At 69.9% G+C, this 25,342-nt stretch carries 23 protein-coding genes; 11 read left to right on the forward strand and 12 right to left on the reverse strand.

The window, feature by feature from the left end:
- Window positions 1-10 precede the first annotated feature (10 nt).
- Both CHC08_RS02830 and CHC08_RS02835 read left to right on the forward strand, forming a co-directional pair.
- A complete protein-coding gene (locus CHC08_RS02830) occupies window positions 11-487 on the forward strand; it encodes an Lrp/AsnC family transcriptional regulator (RefSeq protein ID WP_089205554.1) in 477 nt (158 codons plus the stop codon).
- A 54-nt stretch (window positions 488-541) separates the two neighbouring features.
- On the forward strand, window positions 542-1,516 hold the full coding sequence (locus CHC08_RS02835) for a nucleoside hydrolase (protein WP_089205555.1): 975 nt from the start codon (window positions 542-544) through the stop codon (window positions 1,514-1,516).
- 23 nt (window positions 1,517-1,539) lie between these two features.
- Here the strand turns inward: CHC08_RS02835 and CHC08_RS02840 are convergent, their stop codons facing one another.
- Window positions 1,540-2,598, reverse strand: coding sequence for an SDR family oxidoreductase (locus tag CHC08_RS02840; protein ID WP_089205556.1), 1,059 nt, complete (start codon window positions 2,596-2,598; stop codon window positions 1,540-1,542).
- A 206-nt stretch (window positions 2,599-2,804) separates the two neighbouring features.
- Here CHC08_RS02840 and CHC08_RS02845 point away from each other — a divergent pair, with 206 nt between their 5' ends.
- The gene (locus tag CHC08_RS02845) at window positions 2,805-3,755 is read left to right on the forward strand and encodes a LysR family transcriptional regulator (protein WP_089205557.1); all 951 of its coding nucleotides are present in this window, start codon (window positions 2,805-2,807) and stop codon (window positions 3,753-3,755) included.
- A 62-nt stretch (window positions 3,756-3,817) separates the two neighbouring features.
- Here the strand turns inward: CHC08_RS02845 and CHC08_RS02850 are convergent, their stop codons facing one another.
- The 6 genes from CHC08_RS02850 to CHC08_RS02875 are packed head-to-tail and all read right to left on the reverse strand — an operon-like array spanning window position 3,818 to window position 10,487.
- Entirely contained in the window at window positions 3,818-4,786 is a 969-nt protein-coding gene (locus tag CHC08_RS02850) for an N-acetylglucosamine kinase (RefSeq protein ID WP_179281853.1), read from the reverse strand.
- Window positions 4,783-6,042 carry a 6-phospho-beta-glucosidase gene (locus tag CHC08_RS02855; protein ID WP_089205558.1) on the reverse strand — a complete coding sequence of 420 codons (1,260 nt, stop codon included), beginning with the start codon at window positions 6,040-6,042 and terminating at the stop codon, window positions 4,783-4,785. Before CHC08_RS02855 ends, CHC08_RS02850 begins: the two co-directional genes overlap by 4 nt.
- Window positions 6,039-6,929: a carbohydrate ABC transporter permease gene (locus tag CHC08_RS02860; protein WP_089205559.1), complete on the reverse strand. Its 891-nt coding sequence runs from the start codon at window positions 6,927-6,929 to the stop codon at window positions 6,039-6,041. The genes CHC08_RS02855 and CHC08_RS02860 overlap by 4 nt, the downstream gene beginning before the upstream one ends.
- Entirely contained in the window at window positions 6,926-7,876 is a 951-nt protein-coding gene (locus CHC08_RS02865) for a carbohydrate ABC transporter permease (RefSeq protein ID WP_089205560.1), read from the reverse strand. The genes CHC08_RS02860 and CHC08_RS02865 overlap by 4 nt, the downstream gene beginning before the upstream one ends.
- A gap of 6 nt (window positions 7,877-7,882) precedes the next feature.
- Window positions 7,883-9,226 carry an ABC transporter substrate-binding protein gene (locus tag CHC08_RS02870; RefSeq protein WP_089205561.1) on the reverse strand — a complete coding sequence of 448 codons (1,344 nt, stop codon included), beginning with the start codon at window positions 9,224-9,226 and terminating at the stop codon, window positions 7,883-7,885.
- Between the two features lie 46 nt (window positions 9,227-9,272).
- Window positions 9,273-10,487: an ROK family transcriptional regulator gene (locus CHC08_RS02875; protein ID WP_089205562.1), complete on the reverse strand. Its 1,215-nt coding sequence runs from the start codon at window positions 10,485-10,487 to the stop codon at window positions 9,273-9,275.
- Between the two features lie 176 nt (window positions 10,488-10,663).
- Between CHC08_RS02875 and CHC08_RS02880 the strand changes: the two genes are divergently transcribed.
- The 4 genes from CHC08_RS02880 (at window position 10,664) to CHC08_RS02895 (ending at window position 16,683) form a co-directional block, all read left to right on the forward strand.
- A complete protein-coding gene (locus CHC08_RS02880; protein ID WP_089205563.1) occupies window positions 10,664-13,012 on the forward strand; it encodes a HelD family protein in 2,349 nt (782 codons plus the stop codon).
- A gap of 611 nt (window positions 13,013-13,623) precedes the next feature.
- Entirely contained in the window at window positions 13,624-15,264 is a 1,641-nt protein-coding gene (gene lnt / locus CHC08_RS02885) for an apolipoprotein N-acyltransferase (RefSeq protein WP_089205564.1), read from the forward strand.
- A complete protein-coding gene (locus CHC08_RS02890) occupies window positions 15,264-16,007 on the forward strand; it encodes a polyprenol monophosphomannose synthase (protein WP_089205565.1) in 744 nt (247 codons plus the stop codon). The genes lnt and CHC08_RS02890 overlap by 1 nt, the downstream gene beginning before the upstream one ends.
- A 109-nt stretch (window positions 16,008-16,116) precedes the next feature.
- The gene (locus tag CHC08_RS02895; RefSeq protein ID WP_089205566.1) at window positions 16,117-16,683 is read left to right on the forward strand and encodes an FxsA family protein; all 567 of its coding nucleotides are present in this window, start codon (window positions 16,117-16,119) and stop codon (window positions 16,681-16,683) included.
- Here the strand turns inward: CHC08_RS02895 and CHC08_RS02900 are convergent.
- On the reverse strand, window positions 16,670-17,110 hold the full coding sequence (locus tag CHC08_RS02900; protein ID WP_245878086.1) for an SRPBCC family protein: 441 nt from the start codon (window positions 17,108-17,110) through the stop codon (window positions 16,670-16,672). The genes CHC08_RS02895 and CHC08_RS02900 overlap by 14 nt on opposite strands.
- A 134-nt stretch (window positions 17,111-17,244) precedes the next feature.
- Between CHC08_RS02900 and CHC08_RS02905 the strand changes: the two genes are divergently transcribed.
- Window positions 17,245-17,742, forward strand: coding sequence for a GNAT family N-acetyltransferase (locus CHC08_RS02905; protein WP_089205568.1), 498 nt, complete (start codon window positions 17,245-17,247; stop codon window positions 17,740-17,742).
- A gap of 108 nt (window positions 17,743-17,850) precedes the next feature.
- On the opposite strand, the gene CHC08_RS02910 is transcribed toward CHC08_RS02905, so the two are convergent.
- From CHC08_RS02910 to CHC08_RS02920, 3 genes are all read right to left on the reverse strand, one after another.
- Complete coding sequence (locus CHC08_RS02910; RefSeq protein ID WP_089205569.1) at window positions 17,851-18,429, reverse strand: snapalysin family zinc-dependent metalloprotease; 579 nt, start codon at window positions 18,427-18,429, stop codon at window positions 17,851-17,853.
- Window positions 18,430-18,491: 62 nt separating this feature from the next.
- Window positions 18,492-19,610: a S1 family peptidase gene (locus CHC08_RS02915; protein WP_089205570.1), complete on the reverse strand. Its 1,119-nt coding sequence runs from the start codon at window positions 19,608-19,610 to the stop codon at window positions 18,492-18,494.
- 586 nt (window positions 19,611-20,196) lie between these two features.
- Window positions 20,197-21,069, reverse strand: a complete 873-nt coding sequence (locus tag CHC08_RS02920) for an MHYT domain-containing protein (RefSeq protein ID WP_089205571.1) — start codon at window positions 21,067-21,069, stop codon at window positions 20,197-20,199.
- A 206-nt stretch (window positions 21,070-21,275) separates the two neighbouring features.
- On the opposite strand from CHC08_RS02920, the gene CHC08_RS02925 reads away from it, so the two are divergent.
- Both CHC08_RS02925 and CHC08_RS02930 read left to right on the forward strand, forming a co-directional pair.
- Window positions 21,276-21,536, forward strand: a complete 261-nt coding sequence (locus CHC08_RS02925; RefSeq protein WP_143653089.1) for a hypothetical protein — start codon at window positions 21,276-21,278, stop codon at window positions 21,534-21,536.
- A 252-nt stretch (window positions 21,537-21,788) separates the two neighbouring features.
- Window positions 21,789-23,018 carry a PP2C family protein-serine/threonine phosphatase gene (locus CHC08_RS02930; protein WP_218825095.1) on the forward strand — a complete coding sequence of 410 codons (1,230 nt, stop codon included), beginning with the start codon at window positions 21,789-21,791 and terminating at the stop codon, window positions 23,016-23,018.
- Between the two features lie 277 nt (window positions 23,019-23,295).
- On the opposite strand, the gene CHC08_RS02935 is transcribed toward CHC08_RS02930, so the two are convergent.
- On the reverse strand, window positions 23,296-24,504 hold the full coding sequence (locus CHC08_RS02935; protein WP_089205574.1) for an MFS transporter: 1,209 nt from the start codon (window positions 24,502-24,504) through the stop codon (window positions 23,296-23,298).
- Window positions 24,505-24,580: 76 nt separating this feature from the next.
- Here CHC08_RS02935 and CHC08_RS02940 point away from each other — a divergent pair, with 76 nt between their 5' ends.
- The gene (locus CHC08_RS02940; RefSeq protein ID WP_089205575.1) at window positions 24,581-25,339 is read left to right on the forward strand and encodes a DeoR/GlpR family DNA-binding transcription regulator; all 759 of its coding nucleotides are present in this window, start codon (window positions 24,581-24,583) and stop codon (window positions 25,337-25,339) included.
- Window positions 25,340-25,342 lie beyond the last annotated feature (3 nt).

Here is a 25,342-nt window from a genome sequence, read left to right on the forward strand (position 1 = left end):
CGTTGATCGAGTGGAGGAGATCGACCGCCAGATCGTGACATTACTGGCCAGGGATGGCCGGATGAGCTTTACCGATCTTGCCAGGGAGACCGGGCTGTCGGTGTCGGCGGTGCATCAGCGAGTGCGTCGGCTGGAGAAGCGCGGGGTCCTGCGGGGTTATGCCGCGCTGGTGGACTACGACGCGATCGGGCTCTCGCTCACCGCGTTCGTGTCCATCAAGCCGATCGACCCGGCCGCCGCCGACGACGCCCCCGACCGGCTGGCCCATCTGAGCGCCATCGAGGCCTGCCACAGCGTGGCCGGGGACGAGAGTTACATCCTCAAGGTCCGGGTGGCCTCGCCGATCCGGCTGGAGGAGCTGCTCAACCAGATCCGCAGCGCGGCCAACGTCTCCACCCGCACGACGGTCGTGCTCAGCACGCCGTACGAGCACCGCCCCCCCGAGCTGGCGGGTCCGGACGCCGTCAAGCCGGACGAGCGCGCCTGACCGGCTGCCATTTCTGATTTGCCGGTTATGGGCTAATTGATCCAAGCTGAACGGATGCTCCCCCGAAAGATCGTCATCGACTGCGACCCGGGAATCGACGACGCGCTGGCGATCGTCCTCGCTCACGGGAGTCCCGACCTGGAGATCCTGGGAATCACCACGGTCGGCGGCAACGTCGATCTGGCGGGGACCACCGACAACGCGTTGCGGCTCCGCGAGTTCCTGGGGTTCGCCGACGTCCCGATCACGGCGGGCAGTGCGGGCGCCCTGCTGCGCCCCCGGGTGAACGCGGCCGAGGTTCACGGCGCCTCGGGCCTCGGTGACGCGCTGCTGCCCCCGGCGACGCTCCCGGTGACCGGCGGGCACGCCGTGGACTTCATCATCGAGACGCTCAGGGCCGACCCCGGCGAGGTGACCCTGGTCGCCATCGGCCCGCTGACCAACGTGGCGCTCGCCGTGCTCAAGGAGCCGAGGATCGTCGACTGGGCGCGAGGGCTCACGATCCTCGGCGGGTCCTACACCCGGGGCAACTTCTCTCCCGCCGCCGAGTTCAACATCGCCGCCGACCCGGAGGCCGCCGCGATCGTCTTCGGCGCCGGCTGGACGGTGACCATGATCGGTCTTGACGTGAGCCGCGGCGCCGTGACCACGGAGGCGGTGGCCGACCGCATGCGAGCCATGGGCAGGCTCGGCTCCGACCTGCTCATCCCGTGCGTGGAGTTCTACGGTGTGATCACCGCGGACGGCGGGCCCGCGATCCACGACGCCTGCGCGATCGCGTATCTGATCGACCCGTCGCTGATCACGGTCGAGCCCGCCGTCGTCGACGTGGAGACGGCGGGACGCTTCACCTCCGGCATGACCGTGACCGACTTCCGGCTCGGAGACCGCACGCCCAACGCCCTGGTCGGCACCTCCCTCGACGCCGGCCGCTTCTGGGACCTCCTCCTGGCCACCTACGCCCAGGTCGCGAGGACGATCGAAGACCAGACCCCGGAGCTGGCACGCCTCCCGTCACCGTCCCCCTGACCGGCGGCGGGGCGTCGGCCGGATCAGGGGATGATCCTGCGCCGGCGGAGGTCGCCGAGGATGTCCAGGAACATCGCCTCGGTGTCGACGTACTCGTGGAAGCCGAAGCGGCGGGCCTTCGAGCCGTCGGCGAACATGTCGTAGTCCCAGGAGAACACGAAGTCACCGAATCCCCAGGACGACACGTCCTCGTACGGGTGCGGCTCCAGCCCGTACTTCTCGGTCATGGCGTTCCAGAGCGGACTCTTGTCGGCCATGACGACGTCGAGGGACATCGGCAGCGGGTCGGCCACCTCCAGGTCGAAGAAGCGGGCGATCTTCGGCCACATCTCGTTCCAGCGGAAGAGGTCGCCGTTGTTGATGTTGAACGCCTGGTTGGCGCATCGCTCGTCGGTCGCCGCCCAGACGGTCGCCTTGGCCAGCAGGCCCGCGTCGGTCATCTCCAGCAGCTTGTCGTAGGCGCCGGGCCTGCCGGGGAAGCGCAGCGGCAGGCCGAGCTCCTTGGAGATCGCGCCGTAGACCGCGATCACCATGGCCAGGTTCATCGGGTTGCCGAGGGCGAAGCCGCACACCACGGACGGGCGGATCGCCGACCACGTCCACTCCGCGCCTCTCTGCCGTTCTTCGAGGAAGGCCTGCTGGTCGACGTTGAACTCCGGCGGCATGTGGTGCGGGTCGCTCTCGCGAGCCGGCGTCTTGAAGGGGCCGAGGTGTGCGCCGTAGACCTTGTATCCCTGCATGAGGCTGATGTGCCGCAGGCCGTTCGCCACCGGCTCGACCGCGTCGACGACGTTGACCAGCATGGCGAGGTTGGGCGGCACGAGCTCGGCCCAGGTGGGCCGCTCCTGGTAGGCGGCGTAGAAGATGTGGGTCACCTCGGTGAGCGCACCGAGCCTCTTGGCGCAGTCGTCGGGGTCAAGGAGGTCGACCGACACGTACCGGACCCGTCCCGTGGCCTCTCCGCCGCGGCGTGACAGCCCGATCACGTCCCAGTCGCCGAGCGCCGCGAGATGGTCGACCAGGTTGCGGCCGATGACCCCGTGGGCACCGACGACGAGGGCGACCTTGGACTGGGTGCTCATCAAAACTCCTTGGGCGCGGAGAGCCCGGGCCTCAGCCGTGAGGAGGAAGCCGGGGACGTCTCCTGATCTGTGCGGATTGGTCCGCCGAACGGTCGGGCACGGTTCGTGACCGGGGGAGCCGCGACCGGTGGTGCGAGGTCGATTCTCCGACAACGTGCTCTCATACGTCCAAGTCATACTTTGCATGCTTCTGATAAATTTTGTGCATGGTGAGCCTGAGGCAGCTCGAATACCTGGTGACGGTCGTCGACCAGGGCTCCTTCACGCGGGCCGCCGAGATCCTCCACGTCACGCAGCCGGCTCTCTCCCACCAGGTCAGAGCGCTGGAACGGTCGGTCGGCTCGCCCCTGCTCGAGCGGCTGCCCCGGGCCGTTCACCTCACGGCCGCCGGCCGCGCGATGCTGCCCCACGCGCGGGCCGCCCTGGCCGACGCGGCCGGCGCCGTCTCGGCCGTACGTCAGGCGATCGGGCTGGCCGGGGGAGAGCTGCGGCTGGCGACGGTCTACTCGGTCAGTCTCGGCGTGCTGCCCGCCGCGCTGAAAGCCTGGAGCCGGCTCCATCCCGGGGTCGACGTCAGGCTCTTCGAACACCGGCACGCGGACGAGCTCGCGGAGGCGATGGCGAGCGGGCAGGCCGACCTCGCCGTCGGCCCCAGGCCCGAGACCTGGACGGGACCGGTGCGCACGATCGGCGTCGAGGAGTTCGTCGTGGCGGTCTCCTCCGACGACCCCGCCGCGGCCGGGCAGGCGACCGAGGTGGATCTGGGGGCCCTCCGCGACCGCCGCTGGATCCACTACGCGCCGGACAACGGCCTGGCCGACATCCTGGACCGCGCGTGTGCGGAGGCCGGGTTCCAGCCGAGGATCGCGGTCCGCACCGAGCAGACGGCGTCGGCCCCGATCCTCGCCGCCGCCGGCCTCGGACCCGCGCTGATTCCCGCCAACATCGTGCCGAAGGGATACGAGGGCCGCACCCTCGGGCTCAGGCTCCCCGTCACGAGGGCTCTCGTCGCCTACGCCCGCACGGAGTTCGACGCCGTCAGCGGGGCCTTCCTCGCCCTGCTCGGCGAGAACGTGGCCGGGAAGCTCCTCCGCCCGCAGGACGCGCACCCCGCGGCAGGGGAGAGCCTTGCCGGCGTGAACTCGACGCCCCGGTGACGTGGACCGCACGGGTGCGGTCCACGTCACCGGGGCTCATGCCGGGGCGTGAGCCCCGGGTGTCATGTCAGGGTGTGAAAGTAGGCGCGCAGGCGGGCCTTGGCCTCCTCGGTGGCACCGAGGGCGTCCAGGCCGAGCAGCGCGGCGCCCATGATGGGCGGGGCGTCGGCGACGATCAGCTTGGCCTGGGGGGCCTGCTCGGCGAAGCGCCGCTCGATCAGTTCGCTCAGCAACGGGTCGCGGGCGGTCAGCACGCCGCCGCCCAGGACCACCTCCATCGGGGTGTCCAGCAGGTCCAGGCGGCGCAGCGCGACCACCGCCATCACGGTGACCTCGTCGGCCATCCGCACCAGGACCGAGCGGGCCACCGCGTCACCGGTGGCCGCGACGGCCATCAGCGCCGGCACCAGCTCGTTCAGCCTGAAGCCGGGCAGGTCGCCGAAGTGGATGCCCAGGGCGACGTCCTCGACGGTACGGGCGCCGAAGTGCTCGCGGACGGCGCGGTCCAGCGCGGTGGCCGGGCCCCGGCCGTCCTCGGCCCGTACGGCGTGCCAGAGCGTCTCCTCGCCGAGCCCCATCCCGCCGCCCCAGTCGCCGGTGAGCCTTCCCAGGGCCGGGTATCTGGCCACCTCGCCGGTGGGGGAGACCCCGACGGCGTTGATGCCCGCACCGCACACCACGGCCACGCCCGCGGGCCCGGAGGCCCCGGCGCGCAGCAGCGCGAAGGTGTCGTTGCCGACGACCACGTCCCCGCCGTACTCCCGGGCGGCGATCTCGTCGCGGATGGCCTCCTCCTCGACGGGGAGGTCGGCGCCCGCCAGGTAGGCGGCCACGTGGTCGGCGAACGGGGGCGTCAGGTCCGGGTCGAGCAGCCGCAGGGCGTCGCCGATCACGTCGACCGCGGCGCCCACCCCTACGCTCTGCGGTTCGAAGGCGGCGCCGCGGCCCTCCGCCAGGACGGAGCCGTCCTCGCCGACCAGCGCGACATCGGTCTTGCTGTTGCCGCCGTCGACGGCCAGCACGGTTCTCACACGTTCGCCCAGGGCAGGTACCGGCGGTTGGCGTCGATGAGGCGCTGGGCCAGGTCCTCCGACAGCGAGGCTTGACCGATCAGCGGGTGGGCCAGCAGCGCGTCCGCGACGCGCTCCCTGCCGCCGTGCAGCGCGGCCTCCAGCGCGAGCGTCTCGTAGGCGGTGACGTGGGCGATGAGCCCGGCGAAGAGCGGCTGGACCTCCTCCACCGGCAGCGCCGTCGCACCCGTGGCGGTGATCGTGGCGGGAACCTCGATGACCGCCTCGTCGCCCAGGAACGGCAGCGTGCCGTTGTTGCGGAGGTTGACCACCTGGGTGTCGCCGCGGTCGCCGAGCAGCGAGGCGATCAGCGCCACCGCGGCCTCGGAGTAGAACGCCCCGCCGCGCTTGCCCAGCAGCTCCGGCTTGGTGTTCACCGACGGGTCGGCGTACATCTCGAGCAGGGTGGTCTCCATCGCCGCGACCTCGGCGGCGCGCGACGGCTTGCTCCTCTGCTCCTCCACCACGAGGTCGTGCTCGTAGAAGTAGCGCAGGTAGTAGGAGGGCACCACACCGAGGTGGCGGACCAGTCCCGCGGACAGGCCGACGTCCTGGGCGATCTCCTCGGCGTGGTTCTCCAGCAGCCGGGGGAGCACGTCCACCCCGTCCAGGAGCACGGAACGTTCCCAGGTGAGGTGGTTCAGGCCGACGTGGCCCAGGGAGATCCGGTCGGCGGTGACGCCCAGGTTCGCGGCGAAACGGCGCTGGAAGCCGATGGCCACGTTGCACAGGCCGATGGCCCGGTGCCCCGCCTCCAGCAACGCCCTGGTGACGATGCCCACCGGGTTGGTGAAGTCGATGATCCAGGCGTCGGGCGCGTGCGTACGGATCTTCTCGGCGATGTCCAGCACCACCGGGACCGTGCGCAGGGCCTTGGCCAGCCCGCCCGCGCCGGTCGTCTCCTGGCCGACGCAACCACACTCCAGGGGCAGCGTCTCGTCCACGTTGCGCGCCGCCTGGCCGCCGATGCGCAACTGCAGCATGACCGCCTGCGCCCCGGCGACGCCCTCCTCGACCGAGGTGGTCGCGAGGACCGTGGCCGGGTGCCCGGCGTGGGCCAGCATCCGGCGGGCCATCCCCGCGACCAGCTCCAGCCGGTGGACATCCGGATCGACCAGTGCGATCTCGGTGAGGGGAAGCTCGTCGCGCAACCGTGCGAATCCGTCGATCAGCTCTGGCGTATACGTCGAGCCGCCCCCGACAACGGCGATTTTCACCCTTTTACTCCTGTCAGCGTTACGCCCTCGATGAAGACTCTCTGGGCGAAGAAGAACACAATGATCACGGGTGCCGTGACGAGCAGGGTCGCCGCCATGGTGAGGTTCCACTGCACACTGTGCAGTGCCCGGAAGGACGCCAGCCCGATGGAGAGCGTCCAGTTTGCCTCGTTTGTCTGGGCATAGAGCAGCGGGCCGTAGTAATCGTTCCAGCAGTAGAAGAACTGGAACAGTGCCACCGCCGCTATGGCCGGCCGTGCCATCGGCAGGATCACCCGCAGGAGGGTCATGAAGTCCGAGCAGCCGTCCACGCGGGCGGCCTCGGTGTACTCCCTGGGAATCGTGATCAAAAACTGCCGGAGCAGGAAGATGGAGAAGGCGTCACCGAGGAGCATGGGCAGGATCAGCGGCCACAGCGTGCCGGTGAGCCCCATGCGTGCCCAGATGAGGTAGACGGGGACGGCGATGACCTGCGGGGGCAGCATCATCACCGTGATCACCGCCAGGAAGGCCAGCTTGCGCCCCCGGAAGCGGAAGCGGGCCATCGCGTAGGCCACCGGGACCGACGACAGCAGCATGAACGCGGTGCCGAGCGCGGCGTACATGAACGTGTTGGCCGTCCAGGTCAGCAGGTTCGACCTGGCGAACACGTCGGCGAAGTTGCCCCAGTTCCAGGTGTCGGGCCACAGCTCGCCGGTGAGCGCCTGATTGTCGCTCATCAGCGCGGTCAGCGCCACGAACACCAGCGGGCCGAGGAACATCAGCGCCAGCGCCACGGCGATGGCGTGCCGGGCGATCCAGTAGAGGGTCTTCCGGACGCGGCTGCCACGCCGGCTCGCCTGACGGACGGGGGCGGTGGCGGTGGGCCTCGCGGCGAGAGTCGTCACCTGTTGCCTCCATCGTCGTCGGTGAACACGCGGAACTGCCGGAGCAGGATGAGAGTGAAGATCATGGACGCCACGAACAGCACCAGGGCCAGCACGCAGGCGTAACCCATGCTGTAGTCGCGGAAACCGGAGTGGAAGAGCCACTCGGGCAGCGTCAGCGTGGACAGCTCCGGATAGCCGGGCACGAACGTGCTGCCGGCGGAGTCGGTGACCCCCGAGGCGACCCGGGCGGCGATCATCGCCTGGGAGAAGTACTGCAGGGCGTAGATGACACCGGTGACCGCGGAGAACATCAGCACCGGCGAGATCATCGGCAGCGTGATGCTCCGGAACTGCCGCCACGCGCCCGCCCCGTCGATGGCCGCGGCCTCGTACAGGTGCTTGGGCACATCCAGCAGCGCCGCAAGGAAGATCATCATCGTGTTGCCGATGCCCCACATGGCGAGCAGGGTCAGGCCGGGTTTGGACCAGTCCTTGTCACCGAACCAGTCGGGTGCGGCGATCCCGAAGAACTCGAGGGCCTGGTTGAGCGGGCCCGTGGGGTTCAGCAGGAAGACGAAGGCGACGGTTCCGGCCACCACCGGCACCAGGGACGGCAGGTAGAACACCGTCCGGAAGAAGCCGGCGCCCGCCTTCAGCCGGGTGAGCAGCTGCGCCACGCCCAGGCCGAAGATCAGCTGAGCGGGGACCATGAAGACCACCAGCCACAGCGTGTTCTGGATGGAGATCCAGGCCCGGTCGTCGTGGAAGAAGTAGCGGTAGTTGTCCAAGCCGATGAACTGCAGCGTGAACAGGTCGTACCGGTAGAAGGAGAAGTAGACGGTCGCCACCAGGGGGTAGGCGAAGAAGACCGCGAACCCGATCAGCCAGGGCGACATCCAGAGGAGGGCCTTGAGGCCCTCGCCGCGCCGCCGGCGAGGCGGCGCGGCGTAGGTGGTACTGCTCATCGAGGCTCAGCCCCCGGAAAGCTTCAGCTTGTCGTCGATGCGCTTGTCGACCTCCGCCAGCCCGGCGTCGAGGTCCTTGACGGACCCCTTCTCCCACCGGACGAAGAACTCCTGCAGCGTGTCCTGGTTGAAGGCGCTGTTGACGTTGGAGGGCATCGTGCTCGTCTTCGGGTGGGCGAAGACGTCGAGGAAGGTCTGGAAGTTCGCGTCCTTCTCCAGGGCCGGCGACTCCATCGAGGCCTTGGTGGTCGGCACGTTGCGCAGCGCGTTGGAGAGAGTGACCAGCGCGTCGGTGTCGGTGGTCAGATACTTCACCAGCTCCCAGGCGGCCTGCGGGTTCTTCGCGCCCTTGGGCACGCCGATCACGGTGCCCGCGGTGAAGCCGCTGCCGTAGAGGTCGGGCTTGTCGTCGGCGACCGGGAGCGGCGCGGTGCCGTAGTCGAGGCCCTTGGCCTCACTGCCGATCATGGCGTTGCGCCACTCGCCGTCCAGGGCCATGGCGACCTTGCCCTTGTAGAACGGGTTGGCGGCCGACCACTCCTGCCCCAGGCTCTTGCGGAACTTGTCCAGATTGTCGTAGCCGTACCAGTCGACGAGCTCCTTCTGCCACTGCAGGAGCTGCTTCCAGGCCGGGTCGGAGCCGATCGCCGAGGTGCCGTCCGGCTTCTCCCAGGTCGCGCCGACCATCGGCGCGAGGTGGGAGGGGACGTTCTCGTAGTACTGGAAGCTCGGGATGAATCCGGCGACCTTGATGGTGCCGTCCGCGTCGCGGACCGTGAGCTTCTTGGCGAGGGCGGTCAGCTCCGACAGCGTCTTGGGCGGGGCGTTGCCCTTCATCAGGGCCTTGTTGTAGTAGAGCCCGTAGGAGTCGGCGAGCAACGGCATCACGCAGCGCTTGCCCTCGAACTCGGTGTAGGAGCGCGAGGCCGCCGACAGCACGGACAGGTCGATGCCGTCCTGCTTGATCACCGGGGTGAGGTCCTGGAACACCCCGCTCCTGCACCACTGGGCCACGTTGTCGGTGGTGAAGGAGGACGCGACGTCCGGTGCCGTCCCGCCGCGTACGGCCTGGGTGATCTGGTCGTCCTCGACTCCCTTGACCAGCTTGACGGTGATCTGCGGGAACTTCTTGCGGAATCCGGCGACGGCGTCCTCGAACGCCTTCACCTCGCCGGGCGCCGAGAACCCGTGCCACAGCTCGATGGTGGCGGCCGGAAGGGCGGCGGAGGCGGAGCCCGCCGGCTTGGGCTGGGTTCCGAGGGCGGGCGCGCCGGTGGTGCCCGCGGTGCAGGCGGTCAGGGTCGTGGCGGTCAAGGCGGCTATGGCGAAGGTGAGAGAGCGTCGATGCACGACGGCTGCCTCCTCTGTGAGGTGATCAGGAGGGGGTGGGAGCGGATCAGGAGGGAACGGTGGAGCTGAAGACCTCGTCGCGGGTGGCCCTGAGGGCGAGGTCGAGTGCGCCGGCGAGGACGGGGTTGCCCTCGACGGTTGACAGCAGCAGCGGTGGCCGCGGGATGGTCAGCGCGTGCAGCTCGTGTTCGACGAGCTCACGCAGGGTGTCACCGCCGGCGAGCAGGGTTCCGCCGGTCAGCACGATGAGCTCGGGGTCGACGACGGAGGTGATCGAGGCCAGCCCGACGGCGAGCCGCGCGGCGATGTCGCGGAGCCCGGCGCGCGCGTCGTCGGCGCGCTTGGCCGCCGCGGTTGTGGTTCCGGCGGTCTCGGCGGCCTGCACGGCGTTCCGTACGGCCTGCGCGGAGGTGGCGCCGCGCAGGCCGTACGACCTCAGGATCTTCAGTACGGCGGGGCCGCCGGTGAGAGCCTGGTAGCCGTGGTTGGCGTAGCGCCCGGCCTCCCTGGCCGTCGGCGCGCCGGGGGCGGGCATGTAGCCGACCTCGCCGGCGCCGCCGGTGGCGCCCCGGTGTAATCGGCCGCCGATGACCAGCGCGGAGCCGAGTCCCTCGTCGGCCCAGAGCAGGACGAAGTCCTGGTGGCCGTGGCCCACGCCGTGCGCCTGCTCCGCCTGGGCGACGAGGTTGACGTTGTTCTCGACGGAGATCTGGATGCCGAGACCCTCGCTGAGGGTGGGCACGAGGTTCGGGATGTGCCAGCCCGGCATGTCCTTGCTGGTGGCGTAGCCCAGCCGGCCGGTGCCGGGGTCGAGCGCGCCCTGCACCCCGATGACCGCGCGCCGCAGCCCGGCGGGGGCCCCGGCGCCCTCCAGCGCGGCGCGGACCCTGTCCACCACCTCGCCGCCCGGGCGTCCCGGGGTGGGCAGCCGGTGCTCGCCGATCGTCGCGCCGGTGAGGTCGGCGACCCTGACGTCGATGTGCGCGGGGGTGACGTCCAGCGCGGCGACGTGCGCGGCGTCCGGGTTGAGCTGGTAGACCTCCGCGGTGCGGCCGGGCAGTCCCTCGCGGATGCCGCTCAGCACGACCAGCCCCGCCTCCTGGAGGCGGACGAGCAACTGCGACGCCGTGGGCTTGGACAGGCCGGTCAGCGCGCCGATCTCCGGGCGGGTGAGCGGCCCGCGTTCCAGGAGGGCCTGCAGGGCGGCGCGATCGTTGATCGCGCGCAGCAGGCTCGGGGTGCCCGGCGTCGGCTGGTTCACGGGTGACTCCGTCCGCACATGTCCATGCGTCACCGCTGAAGCGGAGTTAGGAAAGTTTCCTAACTTGGAGTGAATGTAAGGAGGACCCGCGATGCTCGTCAAGAAGACAGGGAGTGCCGCAATCAACCTGTGATGGCAAGAGAGGGGATAAACTTCTCGACGGAGCTGCTAGGGTGATGGTTTGTCATAACAACCAGCCCAATGGCCCGGAGTATCCCATTACTAGCAACGATAATGGAGCGACGGCAACCCGTCAAATCGAGCTCGCCAAAGAGCAGGAGTACGTCTCCGGTCTCTACGAACGACTCGATCTGTTGCGCGTGCGCACTCAGCGTCAGCTGGACGGCGTGCTCGCCCAGGGCGGGAGCGGCGGCACGCACCAGAACCGCTCCGAGCGCGACAGCTTCGCCGGGATGTACGCCGAGCGACTGGGCCGCCTGTGGGCGGTCGAGAACGGCCTGTGCTTCGGACGGCTCGACAACGCCGACGACACCTCCCTCTACATCGGCCGCATCGGCCTGGCCGACGACGAACAGCGGCGGTTGCTGATCGACTGGCGGGCCCCGGTGGCCCAGCCGTTCTATGGTGCCACCCCCGCGGCCTCCATGGGTGTCACCCGCCGTCGCCACCTGCAGACCAAGGGCCGCAAGGTGATCGGGGTCGACGACGACCTGCTCGACCTCGACAGCCTCACCGACGAGGACGTGGCCACCCTGAACGGCGAGGCCGCGCTGCTGGCCTCCATCGGCGCCAAGCGCACGGGGCGCATGCGCGACATCGTGGCCACCATCCAGTCCGAGCAGGACCGCATCATCCGCTCGGACCTGAACGGCGTGCTGGTCGTGCAGGGCGGTCCCGGCACCGGCAAGACGGTCGTGGCCCTGCACCGGGCGGCCTACCTGCTCTACACCCACCGGGAGAAACTGGCCCGCAGGGGCGTGCTCATCCTCGGGCCCAACCTGACCTTCCTGCGCTACATCGAGCAGGTGCTGCCCTCCCTGGGCGAGACCGACGTGCTGCTGTCGACCGTCTCCGAGCTGTATCCGGGGGTCGTCCCCGGAGTCAGGGAGCGCCCCGAGGTCGCGGCGATCAAGGGCGACGTGCGGATGGCCCAGGTCGTGGAGCGGGCCGTACGCGAACGGCAGCGGGTGCCGCGCAAGCCGGTCGAGATCCGCCTCGACAAATACACCCTCAAGCTCGACGGCAACATCCTGGAGGCCGCCCGCAACCGGGCGGCCCGTTCCAAGAGGGCGCACAACGAGGCCCGCTCGATCTTCGTGCGCCACCTCCTCAACGCGCTCGCCCGGCAGGCCGCCAGGCAGCTCGGCAGGGGCATGATCGACGAGGACGAGCTGGCCGACATCCGCGAGGACCTCCGCACCGAGCGGCCCGTCAAGGCCGCGCTGAACAGGCTGTGGCCCTATGTCACGCCGCAGCAGCTCCTGATCGGGCTGTTCACCTCCCGCGAGCGGCTGGACTACGCCGCGGGCGAGTTCGGCGAGGCCGAGCGCGAGCTGATGCTGCGCGAGCCGCCCCGCAAGGGGGAGAACTGGTGGGCCGAGTCCGACGTGCCGCTGCTGGACGAGGCCGCCGAGCTGCTCGGCGACATCGACCCCGGGGTGCTGCGGGCCGGGGCGTGGATCGCCGAGGAGGAGCAGGCGGCGTCGCGCGCCGCCGCACTCGACGAGCGCCAGCACCAGCTGGCCTACGCCAAGGAGGTGCTGGAGATGACCGGGCTGTCCGACATCATGGACGCCGAGAAGTTCGCCTCCCGGCACCTGAACGACGACGTCTACCTCACCACCGCCGAGCGCGCGGCGGCCGACCGCACCTGGGCCTTCGGTCACATCATCGTGGACGAGGCGCAGGAGTTGTCGGCGATGGACTGGCGGATGGTGATGCGGCGCTGCCCGACCCGGTCGATGACGATCGTGGGCGACCTGGCGCAGACCGGCTCCTCGGCCGGAGCGCCCTCCTGGGGCCGGATGCTCGACCCGTACGTGGCCGGGCGCTGGCGCGAGGAGCACCTCAGCGTCAACTACCGGACCCCGGCCGAGCTGATGGTCGTGGCCGCCGACGTGCTCGCCCTGATCGGTCCCGGACTGGTCGCGCCCACCTCGGTCAGGGAGACGGGCGCCCGGCCCTGGGCCGTCTCACCGCTGGAGTCGCTCGGCGACGTCGTCAAGGCCGAGATCGTCGAGGGCGGGCGTCTGGTCGTGATCGTCCCCGAGTCCCGCGTGGAGGAGTTCGGCCAGATCGTGGTCAGGTCGGTCGACGGCGCGGTCGCCGGGCCCGGGACCAAGGCCCTGGACGCGCAGGTGGCGGTGCTGACCGTCGCCGAGGCCAAGGGGCTCGAGTTCGACGCGGTCATCGTGGTCGAACCGGAGCTGATCTTGAGCGAGTCCCCGCGCGGCGCGAGCGATCTTTACGTCGCGCTGACCCGCGCGACCCAGCGTCTTGGCGTCGTCCATGGCGGATCACTACCCGAAGCGCTTGCTCGACTTGAGCGACATCGGATCACATGAGACCATTGACGGCTCTCGTCGATCATGTCCCAGCTGCGAAAACTTGATGTTTCCGCTGTTAGGGACACGGTTGACATCTGCGCTGGGGTCGGTAGTTTGCTGCCCAGTCCAGCACGGGACTGGCCGGTTGGCCGTCTTTCGACCTCGCCGGTTCCTGCGCCCGTGACGGAGGTGACTCCGTCCGTACAGCCAGGCGCAGGGCCGGCGGTTCGTCGAGGCGGGGCACTCCATCCGGGCGGGGGGTTGGACCCAAGGAGGGGTCCGGGCACCCAGTAGACAACGGTAATCCGCGCTCGCCGCCGACGGGACGGAACCGGTCCGAAGGGTGATCCGGGCCCTCTTCCCGCTCCCGTGCGGAGCGCCGCAAGCGTCGGGGCGATCCACAAGGCGTCCATCAGCCTTGGGATCGCCCCGTTGCCGCGCTCCTTGTTGTTCTCCCGGCGACCGCGTTCACCATCGCGCTCACCGGACATTCAGGGCATATGCCCCGTCCTTGGTTCAGAGGCACCCAGGAGGGAGCCTTGGGGAGCGGGCGACCTGGGCGGTACCGTTCGGGCTAGAAAGACCATCAGGTGTCAATCGCCCGTACGACATACCAAGGAGCCTCACCCGTGGTGCAGGACAAGACGGCCGCCCCGGCGCCGCGGACGGCGGTGACGGGAGACCCCGTCGACGGCCTGCCCGGGAGGGCGACCGCCGCAACCTCTCGCCGGGCGCTGATCGCCCGGGTCGCGGGCGCGATCGCCGGCGGACTGCTGCTGTTTCTCGCCTTCCCCCCGCTCGGACTGTGGTTCCTCGCGCCGTTCGGCGTCGCCCTGGCCGTCCTGTCGGTACAGGGCGCGCGCCCGCGCCGCGCCGCGTGGCTGGGCCTCCTGACGGGGCTGGCGCTCCTGCTGCCCGGCCTGCACTGGGTCAGCCCGATCGGGATGGACGCCTGGCTGGGGCTGGTGGCCATGGAGAGCGTCTTCTACGCCGTCTGGGGTGCGTGTGCCGCGCTGGTCGTCCGGCTGCCCCTGTGGCCACTGTGGAGCGCCGCGCTGTGGGTGGCGATGGAGTGGGCCAGGGGCGCCTTCCCGTTCGGCGGGTTCCCCTGGCTGCGGGTGGCCTTCAGCCAGGGCGAGTCGGTCTTCACCCCGTACGCGGCTCTCGGCGGGGCGCCGCTGGTGAGTTTCGCGGTGGCCCTGTGCGGCGGCCTGATCGCGCTGCTGGTGCTCCGGCTGACCCCGGCCCCGCGCTGGGAGCGGGCGGTCGCGCTGCCGCTCATCGGGATCCTGGCCGTGCCGGCCGCGGCGTTCGCCGTTCCCCGGCCCGGTGACGAGGGGAGGACCGTGACCATGGGGATCATCCAGGGCAACGTTCCCGGGCGCGGCATGGACCCCCTCGGGGACGTGCCGGCGGTGGTCCTCCAGAACCACACCCGCATGCTTCACGAGATGGCGCAGTCCGTACGGGCCGGAAAGACGCCCCGGCCGGACGTGGTCGTGCTGCCGGAGAACTCCACCGACATCGACCCCCTGCGCAGCGACTTCGCCTATCAGGAGATCGACGCGGCGGTGAAGGACATCGGAGTGCCCGTCCTGGTCGGCGCCGTGGTCGGCGTCGGGGAGAACAACCGGGCGACCCGCAGCCTGATCTGGGACCCGGTCACCGGGCCAGGCGCCTACTACGACAAGCAGAAGCTGGTCCCCTTCGGGGAGTACACCCCGCTCAAGGACCTCGTGCTGGCCCTGTTCAAGCGGGCGGGCCTGGTCGGCAAGCAGTCGGTGCCCGGCACCCGTGACGGCGACCTCAAGCTGGGCCCGGTGACCATCGGCGCGATCAACTGCTACGAGGTGGCCTTCGACGGCGTCGTGGGCGGCACCGCCAGAACGGGTGCCTCACCGCTGGTCGTGCAGACCAACAACGCCACCTACGCGCTGACCAACCTGCCGGCGCAGCAGCTGGCCATGTCCCAGATCCGCGCGGTCGAGCACAACCGGGCGGTGGTCACCGCCGCGATCACAGGTGTGTCCGCCTACGTGACCCCCGAGGGCTCGATCGCCTGGCGCACCAAGGAGCTGGTGCCGGCGTCGACCGTCCTGACCATTCCGGTCAGGACCGCGGAGACGATCGCCACGCGTGTGGGTGCGCTGCCCGAATGGGTACTGATACTTGTGGGCTTGGGCGCGTTGGCGGCCGTCTGGCGGCGCCGGACGCGTAGCCTGGTGCACTCGGGGAAGCGGGAGGACGACCAGCAGGTGGGAGACGCATGATGGAGCGGATGCTTGGCCGGGTGCTCGTCATCGTCCCGACGTACAACGAGCGGGAAAACCTGCCGATGATCGCTGAGCGGCTGCGCAAGGCCGTTCCCGAGGCGCATCTGCTGATCGCCGACGACAACAGCCCCGATGGCACCGGCGCGGTCGCGGACGAGCTGGCGGCGGACGACGACCAGATCCACGTGCTGCACCGGCCGGGCAAGCAGGGCCTGGGCGCCGCCTACATCGCCGGCTTCCGATGGGGGCTCCAGGAGGGCTACGACGTCCTCGTGGAGATGGACGCCGACGGCTCCCACCAGCCGGAGGAGCTGCCGAAGCTGCTGGAGGCCCTGGGAGACGGGGCCGACCTGGCGATCGGCTCCCGATGGGTGCCCGGCGGCAAGGTGGTCAACTGGCCCACCTCGCGGGAGTTCCTGTCGCGGGGCGCCAACGTCTACACCCGGGTGATGCTCGGCGTCCCGGTCCGCGACGCCACCGCGGGGTTCCGCGCCTACCGCGCCGCCACCCTGGAGAAGATCGACCTGAGCGACGTGGAGTCACAGGGCTACTGCTTCCAGGTCGACCTGACCCTGCGCACGGTCCGCGACGGGCTGCGGATCGCCGAGGTGCCCATCACGTTCGTGGACCGCACGACCGGGTCCAGCAAGATGAACAGGGCCATCGTGGCCGAGGCACTGTGGCGGGTCACGGTGTGGGGCGTCTCCGGCATGCCCCAGCGCCTGCGCCGCCCGCGCTAGACGGCCGGGTCACCGGCCGGGCCGCCGCGACCCGTGCCCTCACGGCGGAACGCGAAGCGTCCCTGCGGCGTTGTCATGTCGTACGGCTGCCGCGTGAGTTGAGGAAAAGATGCGCCTTCTGCTGTTCCTGGTCTTCCTTGTGGTCCCGGTCCTGGAGATCTGGGTGCTCATCCAGGTCGGTGAGGTCATCGGCGGCTGGCCCACGGTTGCCATCCTGCTCGCCGACAGCCTGCTCGGCGCCTGGATCGTCCGCCGCGAGGGCCGAAGGGCCTGGCGTAACCTTCAGGGCGCGCTGCAGAGCGGCCGGATGCCCGACCGGGAGCTCGCCGACGGCGCCCTGATCGTCGCGGGCGGCACGCTGCTGCTCACCCCGGGCTTCCTCACCGACGTGGTCGGCTTCCTGTTCATCCTGCCGTTCACCCGGCCGCTGGTCCGCAGGCTCGGCGCGTGGTTCTTCGCCCGCCGCATCCGCACCCTCGCCCAGAGCGCGGCGGGTCCCGGCCTCGGCTCGCCGTTCGGCGGACTGGGCTCGCCCTTCGACGTGATGCGCGGCCAAAGTGACCCGAGCGGTCGGAGCGGCGCCTCCGGTCCGGTCATCCACGGCGAGGTCGTACGGGACGAGCCGGGCGGGACGCGCGGGCCGGGTGGCTCCGACCGGGATCTCACCGATCGCTGAGCTCGGCCAGGCGGCGGAGCGAGAGCCGCAACAGCGGCGCGCTCAGCGGACCGACCAGTGGCCGGCCCAGCCGCCCGACCGGGCCGAACGGCAGGTCGAGATCCTCCTCCCAGACGATCGTGCTGCCGCCCTCGCGGGGCAGCACGCGGAAGGTTCCGGTGCCGCGCACCAGCCGGCCCGTGTGCCGGACCTTCACGGTCCTGGGCGGGTCCCATTCGGTGATCTCCATGGTGTCCGTGAACCCGACCGGGCCGACCCCGGTGAAGGCCGCCAGCCGGCTTCCCGCGCTGCGGCCGTCACCGGCGGCGACGTGGGCTCGGGTCAGGAGCATCCACTCGTCATGCCGCGACCAGTCGGTCAGGACGGAGAACACCCGCTCGGGGCGGGCGTGCGCGTCCACCGAGACGCTGATCCGAGAATGAGTCACCCTCCGATCGTTCCCCGTGACCGGGACCTGACCCCTGCGGGAGGGGCGGGGGCGGGGGCCGGGCGGAGGACTGCCAGGATCTTCCGGTGGACGCCGCGAACAGAGGACCGGCGGCAGACAGGGGGAGCAATCACATGACCGCATCCGCGAAGGAGGCCGGTGCGACCGTGGTCAGGCCGGTGCCCTGGGACGACGCCGCGGCCGTCGCACTGCGTGAGGCCATGGAGGAGGAGATGGGCGCCCGCTACGCCGACCTGCTCGCGTCCGCGCCGGACTACCTGCCCAAGGGCATGAACGTCGAGCCCGAGACCGTCGTCTACACCGGCATCGCCTACACGGGGGAGGGCGTGCCGGTCGGGCACGTCGCGCTGCGCCGGCTCGACGGCGACCTGGAGCTCAAACGGATGTTCGTGGCCCCGTCGCACCGGGGCACGGATGTGGCACGCGCGCTGCTGGCTGCGGCCGAGGACGCGGCTCGCGCGCTCGGCGCGTCGCGGGTCGTCCTGCAGACCGGACATCGCCAGCCGGACGCGGTGAGGCTGTACGAGCGCGAGGGCTATGCCCCCATCCCGCTCTTTCCTCCCTACGAGCGGCTCGCGGGCTCCCACTGCTTCGCGAAGCCCCTGGTCTGAACCGTCGCGGGGAGAGCCACGGAAAAGGGCGAGGTCCGCCGGTCCGGCCAGACTGTTGGCCGGACCGGCGGACCTCGCCGGGGTGCTGCTGTGGAGCCTGGGCGATGCCTAGCGTGATGCGGTCTCGGGGCTGTCGACGTAGATCTTGCCGAATTCGATGGCCGGGGCGAAACCGGCGAAGTTCCGGTTGACCTGGGCCTTCTCAGCCGTGCTCGGATAGGGACTGGTACAGCTCGTGCCCGCGCTCGCGCCGGACATCAGGTCCGTGCACAGGCCGGTGCGACGGTCGGGCAGACCCAGGATGTGGCCGATCTCGTGGGCGGCGATGCGCAGCGGGTTGTGTCCCTCCACGGTCGCCTCCCTGCCCATCCAGATCGTGCCCCGGCCCAGACTGGTGGGCTGGGTACGCGGCCAGCCGTTGTCGGCCCGCACCACGAAGTCCGCCGGGCTTCCGGCCACCAGCCGCACGCCGGTCACGCTGGAGTTCCAGACCTGGGCCGCCTGGTCGACGGCGGAACGGAACTCCGCGGCCCGGCTCGCGTCGTACCGGAGCACGCGGACGGCCGCCACCGTGCGGTCAGCGTGGCCGGCTGCCCCGTGGGTGGTCGCCGCCTGGACGGGGGTAGCCGTCACCAGGAAGGTGAATCCCAGGATGAAGGCGACGCTTAAGCGGATGATCCTTGACATCTTTTCCGGTTCTCCTCGGCCATGGGGGGTTGCTCGGGAAGAGCAGCTGGTGAGGAGAGCGGTCAGCCGACGCGGAGCGTGAGGCCGTACGTCGAGAGGATCTCGTTGACCGGCTGGTAGTACGTGGTGCCGCCGGAGCTGCAGTTACCGGAGCCGCCCGAGGTCACGCCCTGGGCCTGGCTGCCGGAGATGAACGAGCCGCCGGAGTCGCCGGGCTCGGCGCAGACGTTGGTGCGGGTCAGGCCGCTCACGGTGCCCTGCGAGTAGGTCACGCTGGTGTTGTGCTGCTGGATGGTGCCGCAGCGCCAGCCGGTGGTGGAGCCGGAGCGGCAGATCGAGGAGCCGACCACGGCCTGGGTGGATCCGCGGACGGTGACGTTGGCGCCACCCGAGCCCCTGACCAGCGGCTGGGCGGTGTTGCCGGTGGCGGCGACCCAGGCGTAGTCGTTGCCGGGGAAGGAGGAACCCTGGAAGGTACCGGTCGGGCTGGTGGTGCGGCTGCCCGCCCTGCCGCAGTGTCCCGCGGTGACGAAGCCCGGGGTGGTTCCCCTGGTGACGGAGAAGCCGACGCTGCAGCGGCTGCCGCCGATGTAGTAGGCGAGGCCGCCGATGATGTTGATGTAGGTCTGGGGCTTCTCGGCGGAGGCCGTCACCCGTACCGCGCTCTTGTCCACGCCGGCGGCGGCGACGAGGGCCTCGGCCCCCGCCTGCTCGGCGGCCTGGACGACGACGCTGTTGGTCGGGATGTCGACGTACCAGAGGGACGCGCCGGCCTTCGCCTCCGCGGACGCCGCGTCGAGCCGGTCCTTGACGGCGTTGAGCTCGGTGAGGGTCCGGCTGACGACCACGGGCTGGGCGCCCTGGGCCTGGATGGCCCCGGCCGCGGAGGCGTCGCTGGTGGCGACGGAGAGCTTGGAGGCGTCGGCGTTGAGCCAGGAGCCGGCGTACTTGTCGCCGAGCGCCTTGCTCAGGGTGGACTCCGCGCTCATGGCGCGGGACTCGTTGGCCAGCCGCGTGACGGCCTGCTCGGCGGTGAGACCGAGGTCGCGCTGGAGCGCCTCGATGACTGCGGGCTGGGGCTGGGCCGGGGGAGCGGCCTGGGCCATGGCGGGGGCGACGGTGGCTGCCAGGTACAGGGCCACGGTGGTGGCTCCGGCGAGGAGGGGGCCTCGACTCAACATAAGCACTCCTTGTGAGGGGTGATGTCAAGGTATTGGCTGAGCCTCGCCGAGGGATGTCCCAAAAAATCCCTATCGTGATGTTATGGGGGTCTTGATCATCCGGGCGGACAAGAGCGCGGCCCGACGCATGGGATCCGGCTCCTGACGGGAACCAATAAGGACGGTGACAAATAACTGGTTCTAGGCACCCGGAACTCGGGGGGATAGATTGCTGCATCGTACGGAGGGGTGATCGGCCCCGGCCGTCGCGACCGTCCCGGGATTCGCGGCTGGAACGTTCCGTACCGGATGCCATAGTCCGGATTTCACAGGAGGACACGCGCCCATGAGTCACGAAGCCGCCGTCGACGGTGGAACCGGGCGCGAAGAGCAGGTATCACTGCCACGCCGTGCCGACGCGCCCCGGTGCCCGTACACGGAGCAGGGGGATCGTCGCTGCGTCCTGCCGCCCGACCACGAACTAGAACACGTTTTCCCTCATCAGAAGGCCCCCGCCATGTGCCCGGAGGACTGACGGATCGAGGCCGCCGGCGGCCTCGGCCGCGCCGGCTCCGGAGGACGGTGCGCCGAGCTCGACGTACCGGGTTCAGTGCCCAGGGTCGGAGCTGTCGAACAGGGAAGAGGGACGAGACTCGGCCGGCCGGGCCGCGGGGGCGGGAGCGGGAGCGGGGGGAAGGACGCTGCCGTCGCGAGGCTGCCGGAGCTGGGAGAGCAGTGCGGCGTCCTCGCGCATCTCCTGCTCGGAGGGGGACAGGAAGATGGTGAGGAGCAGGCCCAGGGTGATCAGGCTGATCCCGATGATCAGGGGAAGCATGAAGTCCATGGCCGAGGCTCCGGGCATGGACATGGCGGTGGCATCGAGGGTGACGGCCATGGAGAACATGCCGGTGTAGTGCATCCCGTTGACCGCGACGCCCATCAGCAGGGCGGCCCCCGTGATGGCGAGGGCTCCGCTGGCGCGCAGGCTGAACCAGAGCGCCACCGTCGCGGCCACCACGGCGATCAGTACGGACAGCGTCACCAGGAGAGGGTCGTAGTTCACGTGTGCGGACATGTTCATCGCCGCCATGCCCAGATAGTGCATGCCGGCCACGCCGAGGCCGGTCAGCAGCCCGCCGCTGATGAGCGAGACGGGCCCGGTTCCCTTGGCGGAGACCAGGAACAGTCCGGCCCCCACGACGACGATGGCGAGAAGGGCCGAGGCGATGGTGAGAGGCACGTCATAGCGGATCGCCGTACCGCGGACCTCGAAGCCCGTCATCGCGATGAAGTGCATCACCCAGATCCCGGTTCCGCCGATGGACAGGGCGGCGCCGCCCAGCCACAGAACACGGGACTGGCCTCCCGCCTCGCGGGCACGGGCCGCGAGCAGGAGCCCGAGCAGGCAGCCGATACTCGACATGATGTAGGAGGCCGCCGGGGTGATGAACCCGTGGGCGAAATAATCGATGGAGGGCATGGAGGCTCCTGGCGGTACAGGTCATCGTTGGAACGTGCCATAGCCGGATCGGAGATCGCTGGCTGACTGGCCGATCAGAGAGGTGCTCACATTACAGCCCTGGCGTTCCGAATGGCCATAATGGGTGAATTGAGAGCGCCTTAACCGACTACGGCAAGTCGGCGTTTCCCACCTAAGGTGAACACTCCAGGAGAGGAGGCGGGCCAATGACGATGCTCGCCGGTCAAAGACGAAAAACAGCTCTGCCCCCGATCTGGCCAGGTGATCGCTACGAGGTCGTGTGTGAGCGTGACGACCCGCACGGCAACACGCGCGACCTCTACCACTTCGCGCAGTACGCGGTGCACTCGGCCCGCGGCCTGGAGACGGCGGGACTCGCCCGCAGGGTGCGCGTGGTCAGGCTCGAGGACGAGGTAGTGATCTACGATCGCGTCAACGGCATCGACCTGCCCGCCGGCGAGTGGTGATCTGCGACGCGGACGGGGGCTAGGGCCCCCGGAGCGCGGGCGGTAACTCTTTCTCCCGTGGCAGGTCGCGGGCCTCCCCACGTATTCCGGTTCACCGCTGCGGGCAGAAAACGGGAAACCGGGTCGTGGCAGAACCTTCGGGTAAGGAAGTACTTGCGGGCAACCGGACCTCTCTCGCATCCGCAGGATGAGGACGGACGCTCCTCGAGGGGTCGTGGACGGATGCCGGTGTCACAGCAGACGGGAAGCGTGATGGATTCTTCGGGGGGCTGCGCGCGGATGCTGGCCGGGCTGGTCGAGGCCAGTCATCTGAGCGCGATCGAGCAGTTGCCCGCCTTGGTCGAGCAGCACGCCGCTCACACCGGCCTGTACGACGCACTGATCTATCTGGCCGATCTGCAGCAGGAGGTGCTCCGCCTGCTGACCGGCCGGGGTGCAAACGCCGGCGAGGGCGCGGACCCGGAGCTGGCCGAGCTGCGGATCGACGGAACGCTGGCCGGGCGGGCCTTCCAGGACGTGCGGGTTCTGCCCAAGCCCGGGGCCGGCGGCGGCGTGGACTGGTGGTGGGTGCCGCTGCTGGACGGCACCGAGCGCCTGGGGGTGCTGCGCGTCAGCGCCCGGGCCGCTGACGAGCGGACCCAGGAGAACATGCGGCACCTGGCATCCGTGGTGGCGCTGCTGGTGGTGAGCAAGCGCAGCCACAGCGACTCCTACGCCCGGCTGGTCAGGACCCGGCCGATGGACGTCGCCGCGGAGATGCAGTGGAACCTCCTGCCGCCGCTCACCTTCGCCAACGAGGAGGTGGTGATCGGGGCCGCGCTCGAACCGGCCTACGAGATCGGCGGTGACGCCTTCGACTACGCCCTGGCCGGTGAGAGAGTCCATCTTTCGATCTTCGATGCGATGGGTCACGACGCGTCCGCCGGGCTGACCTCCAACCTGGCGCTGGCCGCCTGCCGTAACTACCGTCGCCAGGGCGCCGACCTGATCCGCGTCAGTGAGGGGATCGAACAGGTCCTGATCGACGAGTTCGGCCGGGCCAACCGTTTCGCCACCGCGATCCTGGCCGAGCTGAACACGCGCACCGGCGTGTTCAGCTGGGTCAACCGGGGTCACCACCCTCCGGTGGTGCTCCGGGGCGGACACTGGATCACCAGTCTCCAGTGCCGGCCGGCCCATCCCATGGGCCTCGACCTCGGCCTGCCCGTGACGATATGCAGTGAACAACTCGAACCCGGCGACCGCGTGCTGCTCTACACCGACGGCATCACCGAGGCACGTAACAGCGAGGGCCGGGAGTTCGGCCTGGAGCGGTTCGTCGACTTCATCATCCGGCGCAGCGCCGACGGCCTGCCGGTGCCGGAGACCCTGCGCCGCCTCATCCGCAGCGTGCTGCAGTATCACGACGGCCGGCTCCAGGACGACGCCACCGTCCTGCTGGTGGAATGGCACGGAGCCGCCCACCGGAAACTGCGCCTCTGACGGGGATGGACCGGGAGCGTTTCACCGGGCCGAGCGGGATCCGATCCGGTAAGCCACCGCCAGGTGGGCACCGACCACCTGGCGGGCTGCTGTGCCCCGAGATGAGACTGTGCCCCCGGAGGGTTTCCCGGTGATCTTGTCACCGGGAAACAATTTGTTGATCAAAGATCTGAGGGATAGCACGGTGCGTACTCTCGCGCATGGTCATCCACTCCCGGTTGATCAGAGGAAATGAGCTGGCAGGACTGGAGAATCAGCTGGCGGCATCAGGTGTGGCTCAGACGGTGTGGACGCCGGCCGCGGGCGGGTGGGTTACCTGCGGCTGCGGCTCTTCTGCCTTGGCTCGAAGGATGTGGGCAGCGAGGGCGGCGACTACACAGAAGGCCATGGGCAGGAAGAACGTGTAGTTCAGTGGTATGAGGTGGGTGAGGGGTCCGATGATGGCGGGCCCGGCGAGCATGCCGAGGTAGCCGAGGCCGGCGACGCGGGAGACGTTGGCCCCGGCGGCGGTGGGGTCGACGTGGCCGGCCGCGCTGAAGAGCTGCGGGATGGTGCCAGACAGTCCGACACCGAACAGCGTCCATCCGGTGATGGCCAGCGGAATCGACGGTGAAAACACGATCATCGTCAGGGCGAGCGCGGCCAGTGCCGATCCGTAGCGGACGATGGCGACTGGGCCGAAGCGTGCGGCGACCCGGTCGGTGAGGAAACGCCCGATCGTCATGGCGACGGCGAAGGCACCGTAGGCGAGGGCAGCGGTGGCGGCGGGCGCGTCGAGCACGTCGCGCATGGCCAGCACGCTCCAGTCGTTGGCGACGCCTTCGCTGAGCATCAGCATCAGAGCGAGCGCGGCGAGCGCCCAGATGCGTAGAGGCGTGGTCCGCCAGGTGGCGGCTTTGGCGGTGGGGCGTTCCAGTGTGTCGGCGGCTTCGGGCCGCGGTAGCAGTGCGGGTGCGACGACTGTGGTGACGGCGAGGGCGAAGAGGCTGACCGTGGTCAGGGTGGCTGTCGTGCTCCAGCCCCAGCTGAGGGTGCGGGCACCGATGAGTGCGGCGAGGACCCCGCCGATGGAGAACACGGCGTGGAACGCGGACATGATCGGGCGCTGGTACTCGGCTTCGACCTGGACGGCGTGGGTGTTCATGCTGACGTCCAGGCAGCCGTTGCCGATGCCGAGCACCAGCAGTGCCACGCCGAGCGTCCACGCGTTCACGGCGAGCGCCGGCAGGACGAGTGCCGCACTGCACAGCGCCGCGCTCAGCGGCACGACCCTGCGGGAGCCGAAACGGTCGGTGAGCGGCCCGACCAGCTGCATACCGGCGAAGGCGCCGGCGCCGAGGAGCAGCAGGAGCCAGCCGAGTACGGCGTGGCTGATTCCGGCCCGATGCTCGACGGCGGGTATATGGACAACCCAGACACCCAGGACGAGACCGTTGAGGGCGAAGTAAACGAAGGTGGCCAGTCGCGCGGCCCGCAAGGCTCTCATCACATCTTCGAACTTATCAAACATAATTATTGTTTGAAAGATTGATTTTCGAACGCACTTGGTGTTCTATGCGTATATGGCGAGCGTGGACCGACACCGACAGATCACCGATGCCGTACGGCAGGCCGGGCAGCTCAGCGTGGCGGAGCTGGCGGAACTGGCCAGCACCTCGGAGATGACGATCCGCCGAGACCTGGAGATCCTGGCCGAGCAGGGCCTCCTGGAGCGTTACCGCGGCGGGGCCAGAAGCCTGCTGCTGCGCGGAGAGGAACCCCCGTTCGCGCTTCGCGAACATGACGGCCAGCAGGTCAAGCAGCGCATCGCCGCAGCGGCAGCCGACATGATCGCCGACGGCGAGGCAGTCGTGATCGACAGCGGCACCACCTGCCTCGAAGTGGCCCGCGCACTGACCCACCGACGCCTGACCGTCATGCCGATGTCCCTGCACGCAGCCAACGCATTGGTCGGCGCGCCCCAACTGAGACTGCTCCTGCCCGGCGGGGAACCGCGCCCCGGCGAGCTGGCGCTCACCGGCCCCCTGGCGGAGGCGTCACTCGCCGCGCTGCGCTTCGACACCGCGGTCATCGGCTGTTGTGGCCTGAACGCCTCGAACGGCCTGACCGCGTATGACCTGGCCGACGCGGCGATCAAGCGCGCCATGATGGCCTCGGCCCACCGCGTCATCGCGGTCACCGAGGCGGCCAAGTTCTCCCGCACCGCCCTCGCCTTCGTCGCACCGGCATCCGCGCTGCACGCCGTCGTGACCACAGACGACGCCCCCAACGACGAGGTTGACGCGCTGGATGCCGCCGGCATCGCCGTGCGGAGGGTGTGACCC

The sequence above is a fragment of the Streptosporangium subroseum genome, assembly GCF_900188345.1.
GTDB classification, from domain to species: domain Bacteria; phylum Actinomycetota; class Actinomycetes; order Streptosporangiales; family Streptosporangiaceae; genus Streptosporangium; species Streptosporangium subroseum.

Coding starts and splice junctions, on each gene's coding strand:
- CHC08_RS02835 (WP_089205555.1), top strand. CDS start 542: ATGCTCCCCCGAAAGATCGTCATCGACTGCGACCCGGGAATCGACGAC.
- CHC08_RS02840 (WP_089205556.1), bottom strand. CDS start 2,598: ATGAGCACCCAGTCCAAGGTCGCCCTCGTCGTCGGTGCCCACGGGGTC.
- CHC08_RS02845 (WP_089205557.1), top strand. CDS start 2,805: ATGGTGAGCCTGAGGCAGCTCGAATACCTGGTGACGGTCGTCGACCAG.
- CHC08_RS02865 (WP_089205560.1), bottom strand. CDS start 7,876: ATGAGCAGTACCACCTACGCCGCGCCGCCTCGCCGGCGGCGCGGCGAG.
- CHC08_RS02880 (WP_089205563.1), top strand. CDS start 10,664: ATGGTTTGTCATAACAACCAGCCCAATGGCCCGGAGTATCCCATTACT.
- CHC08_RS02890 (WP_089205565.1), top strand. CDS start 15,264: ATGGAGCGGATGCTTGGCCGGGTGCTCGTCATCGTCCCGACGTACAAC.
- CHC08_RS02895 (WP_089205566.1), top strand. CDS start 16,117: ATGCGCCTTCTGCTGTTCCTGGTCTTCCTTGTGGTCCCGGTCCTGGAG.
- CHC08_RS02905 (WP_089205568.1), top strand. CDS start 17,245: ATGACCGCATCCGCGAAGGAGGCCGGTGCGACCGTGGTCAGGCCGGTG.
- CHC08_RS02910 (WP_089205569.1), bottom strand. CDS start 18,429: ATGTCAAGGATCATCCGCTTAAGCGTCGCCTTCATCCTGGGATTCACC.
- CHC08_RS02915 (WP_089205570.1), bottom strand. CDS start 19,610: ATGTTGAGTCGAGGCCCCCTCCTCGCCGGAGCCACCACCGTGGCCCTG.
- CHC08_RS02920 (WP_089205571.1), bottom strand. CDS start 21,069: ATGCCCTCCATCGATTATTTCGCCCACGGGTTCATCACCCCGGCGGCC.
- CHC08_RS02925 (WP_143653089.1), top strand. CDS start 21,276: ATGACGATGCTCGCCGGTCAAAGACGAAAAACAGCTCTGCCCCCGATC.
- CHC08_RS02930 (WP_218825095.1), top strand. CDS start 21,789: ATGGATTCTTCGGGGGGCTGCGCGCGGATGCTGGCCGGGCTGGTCGAG.
- CHC08_RS02935 (WP_089205574.1), bottom strand. CDS start 24,504: ATGAGAGCCTTGCGGGCCGCGCGACTGGCCACCTTCGTTTACTTCGCC.
- CHC08_RS02940 (WP_089205575.1), top strand. CDS start 24,581: ATGGCGAGCGTGGACCGACACCGACAGATCACCGATGCCGTACGGCAG.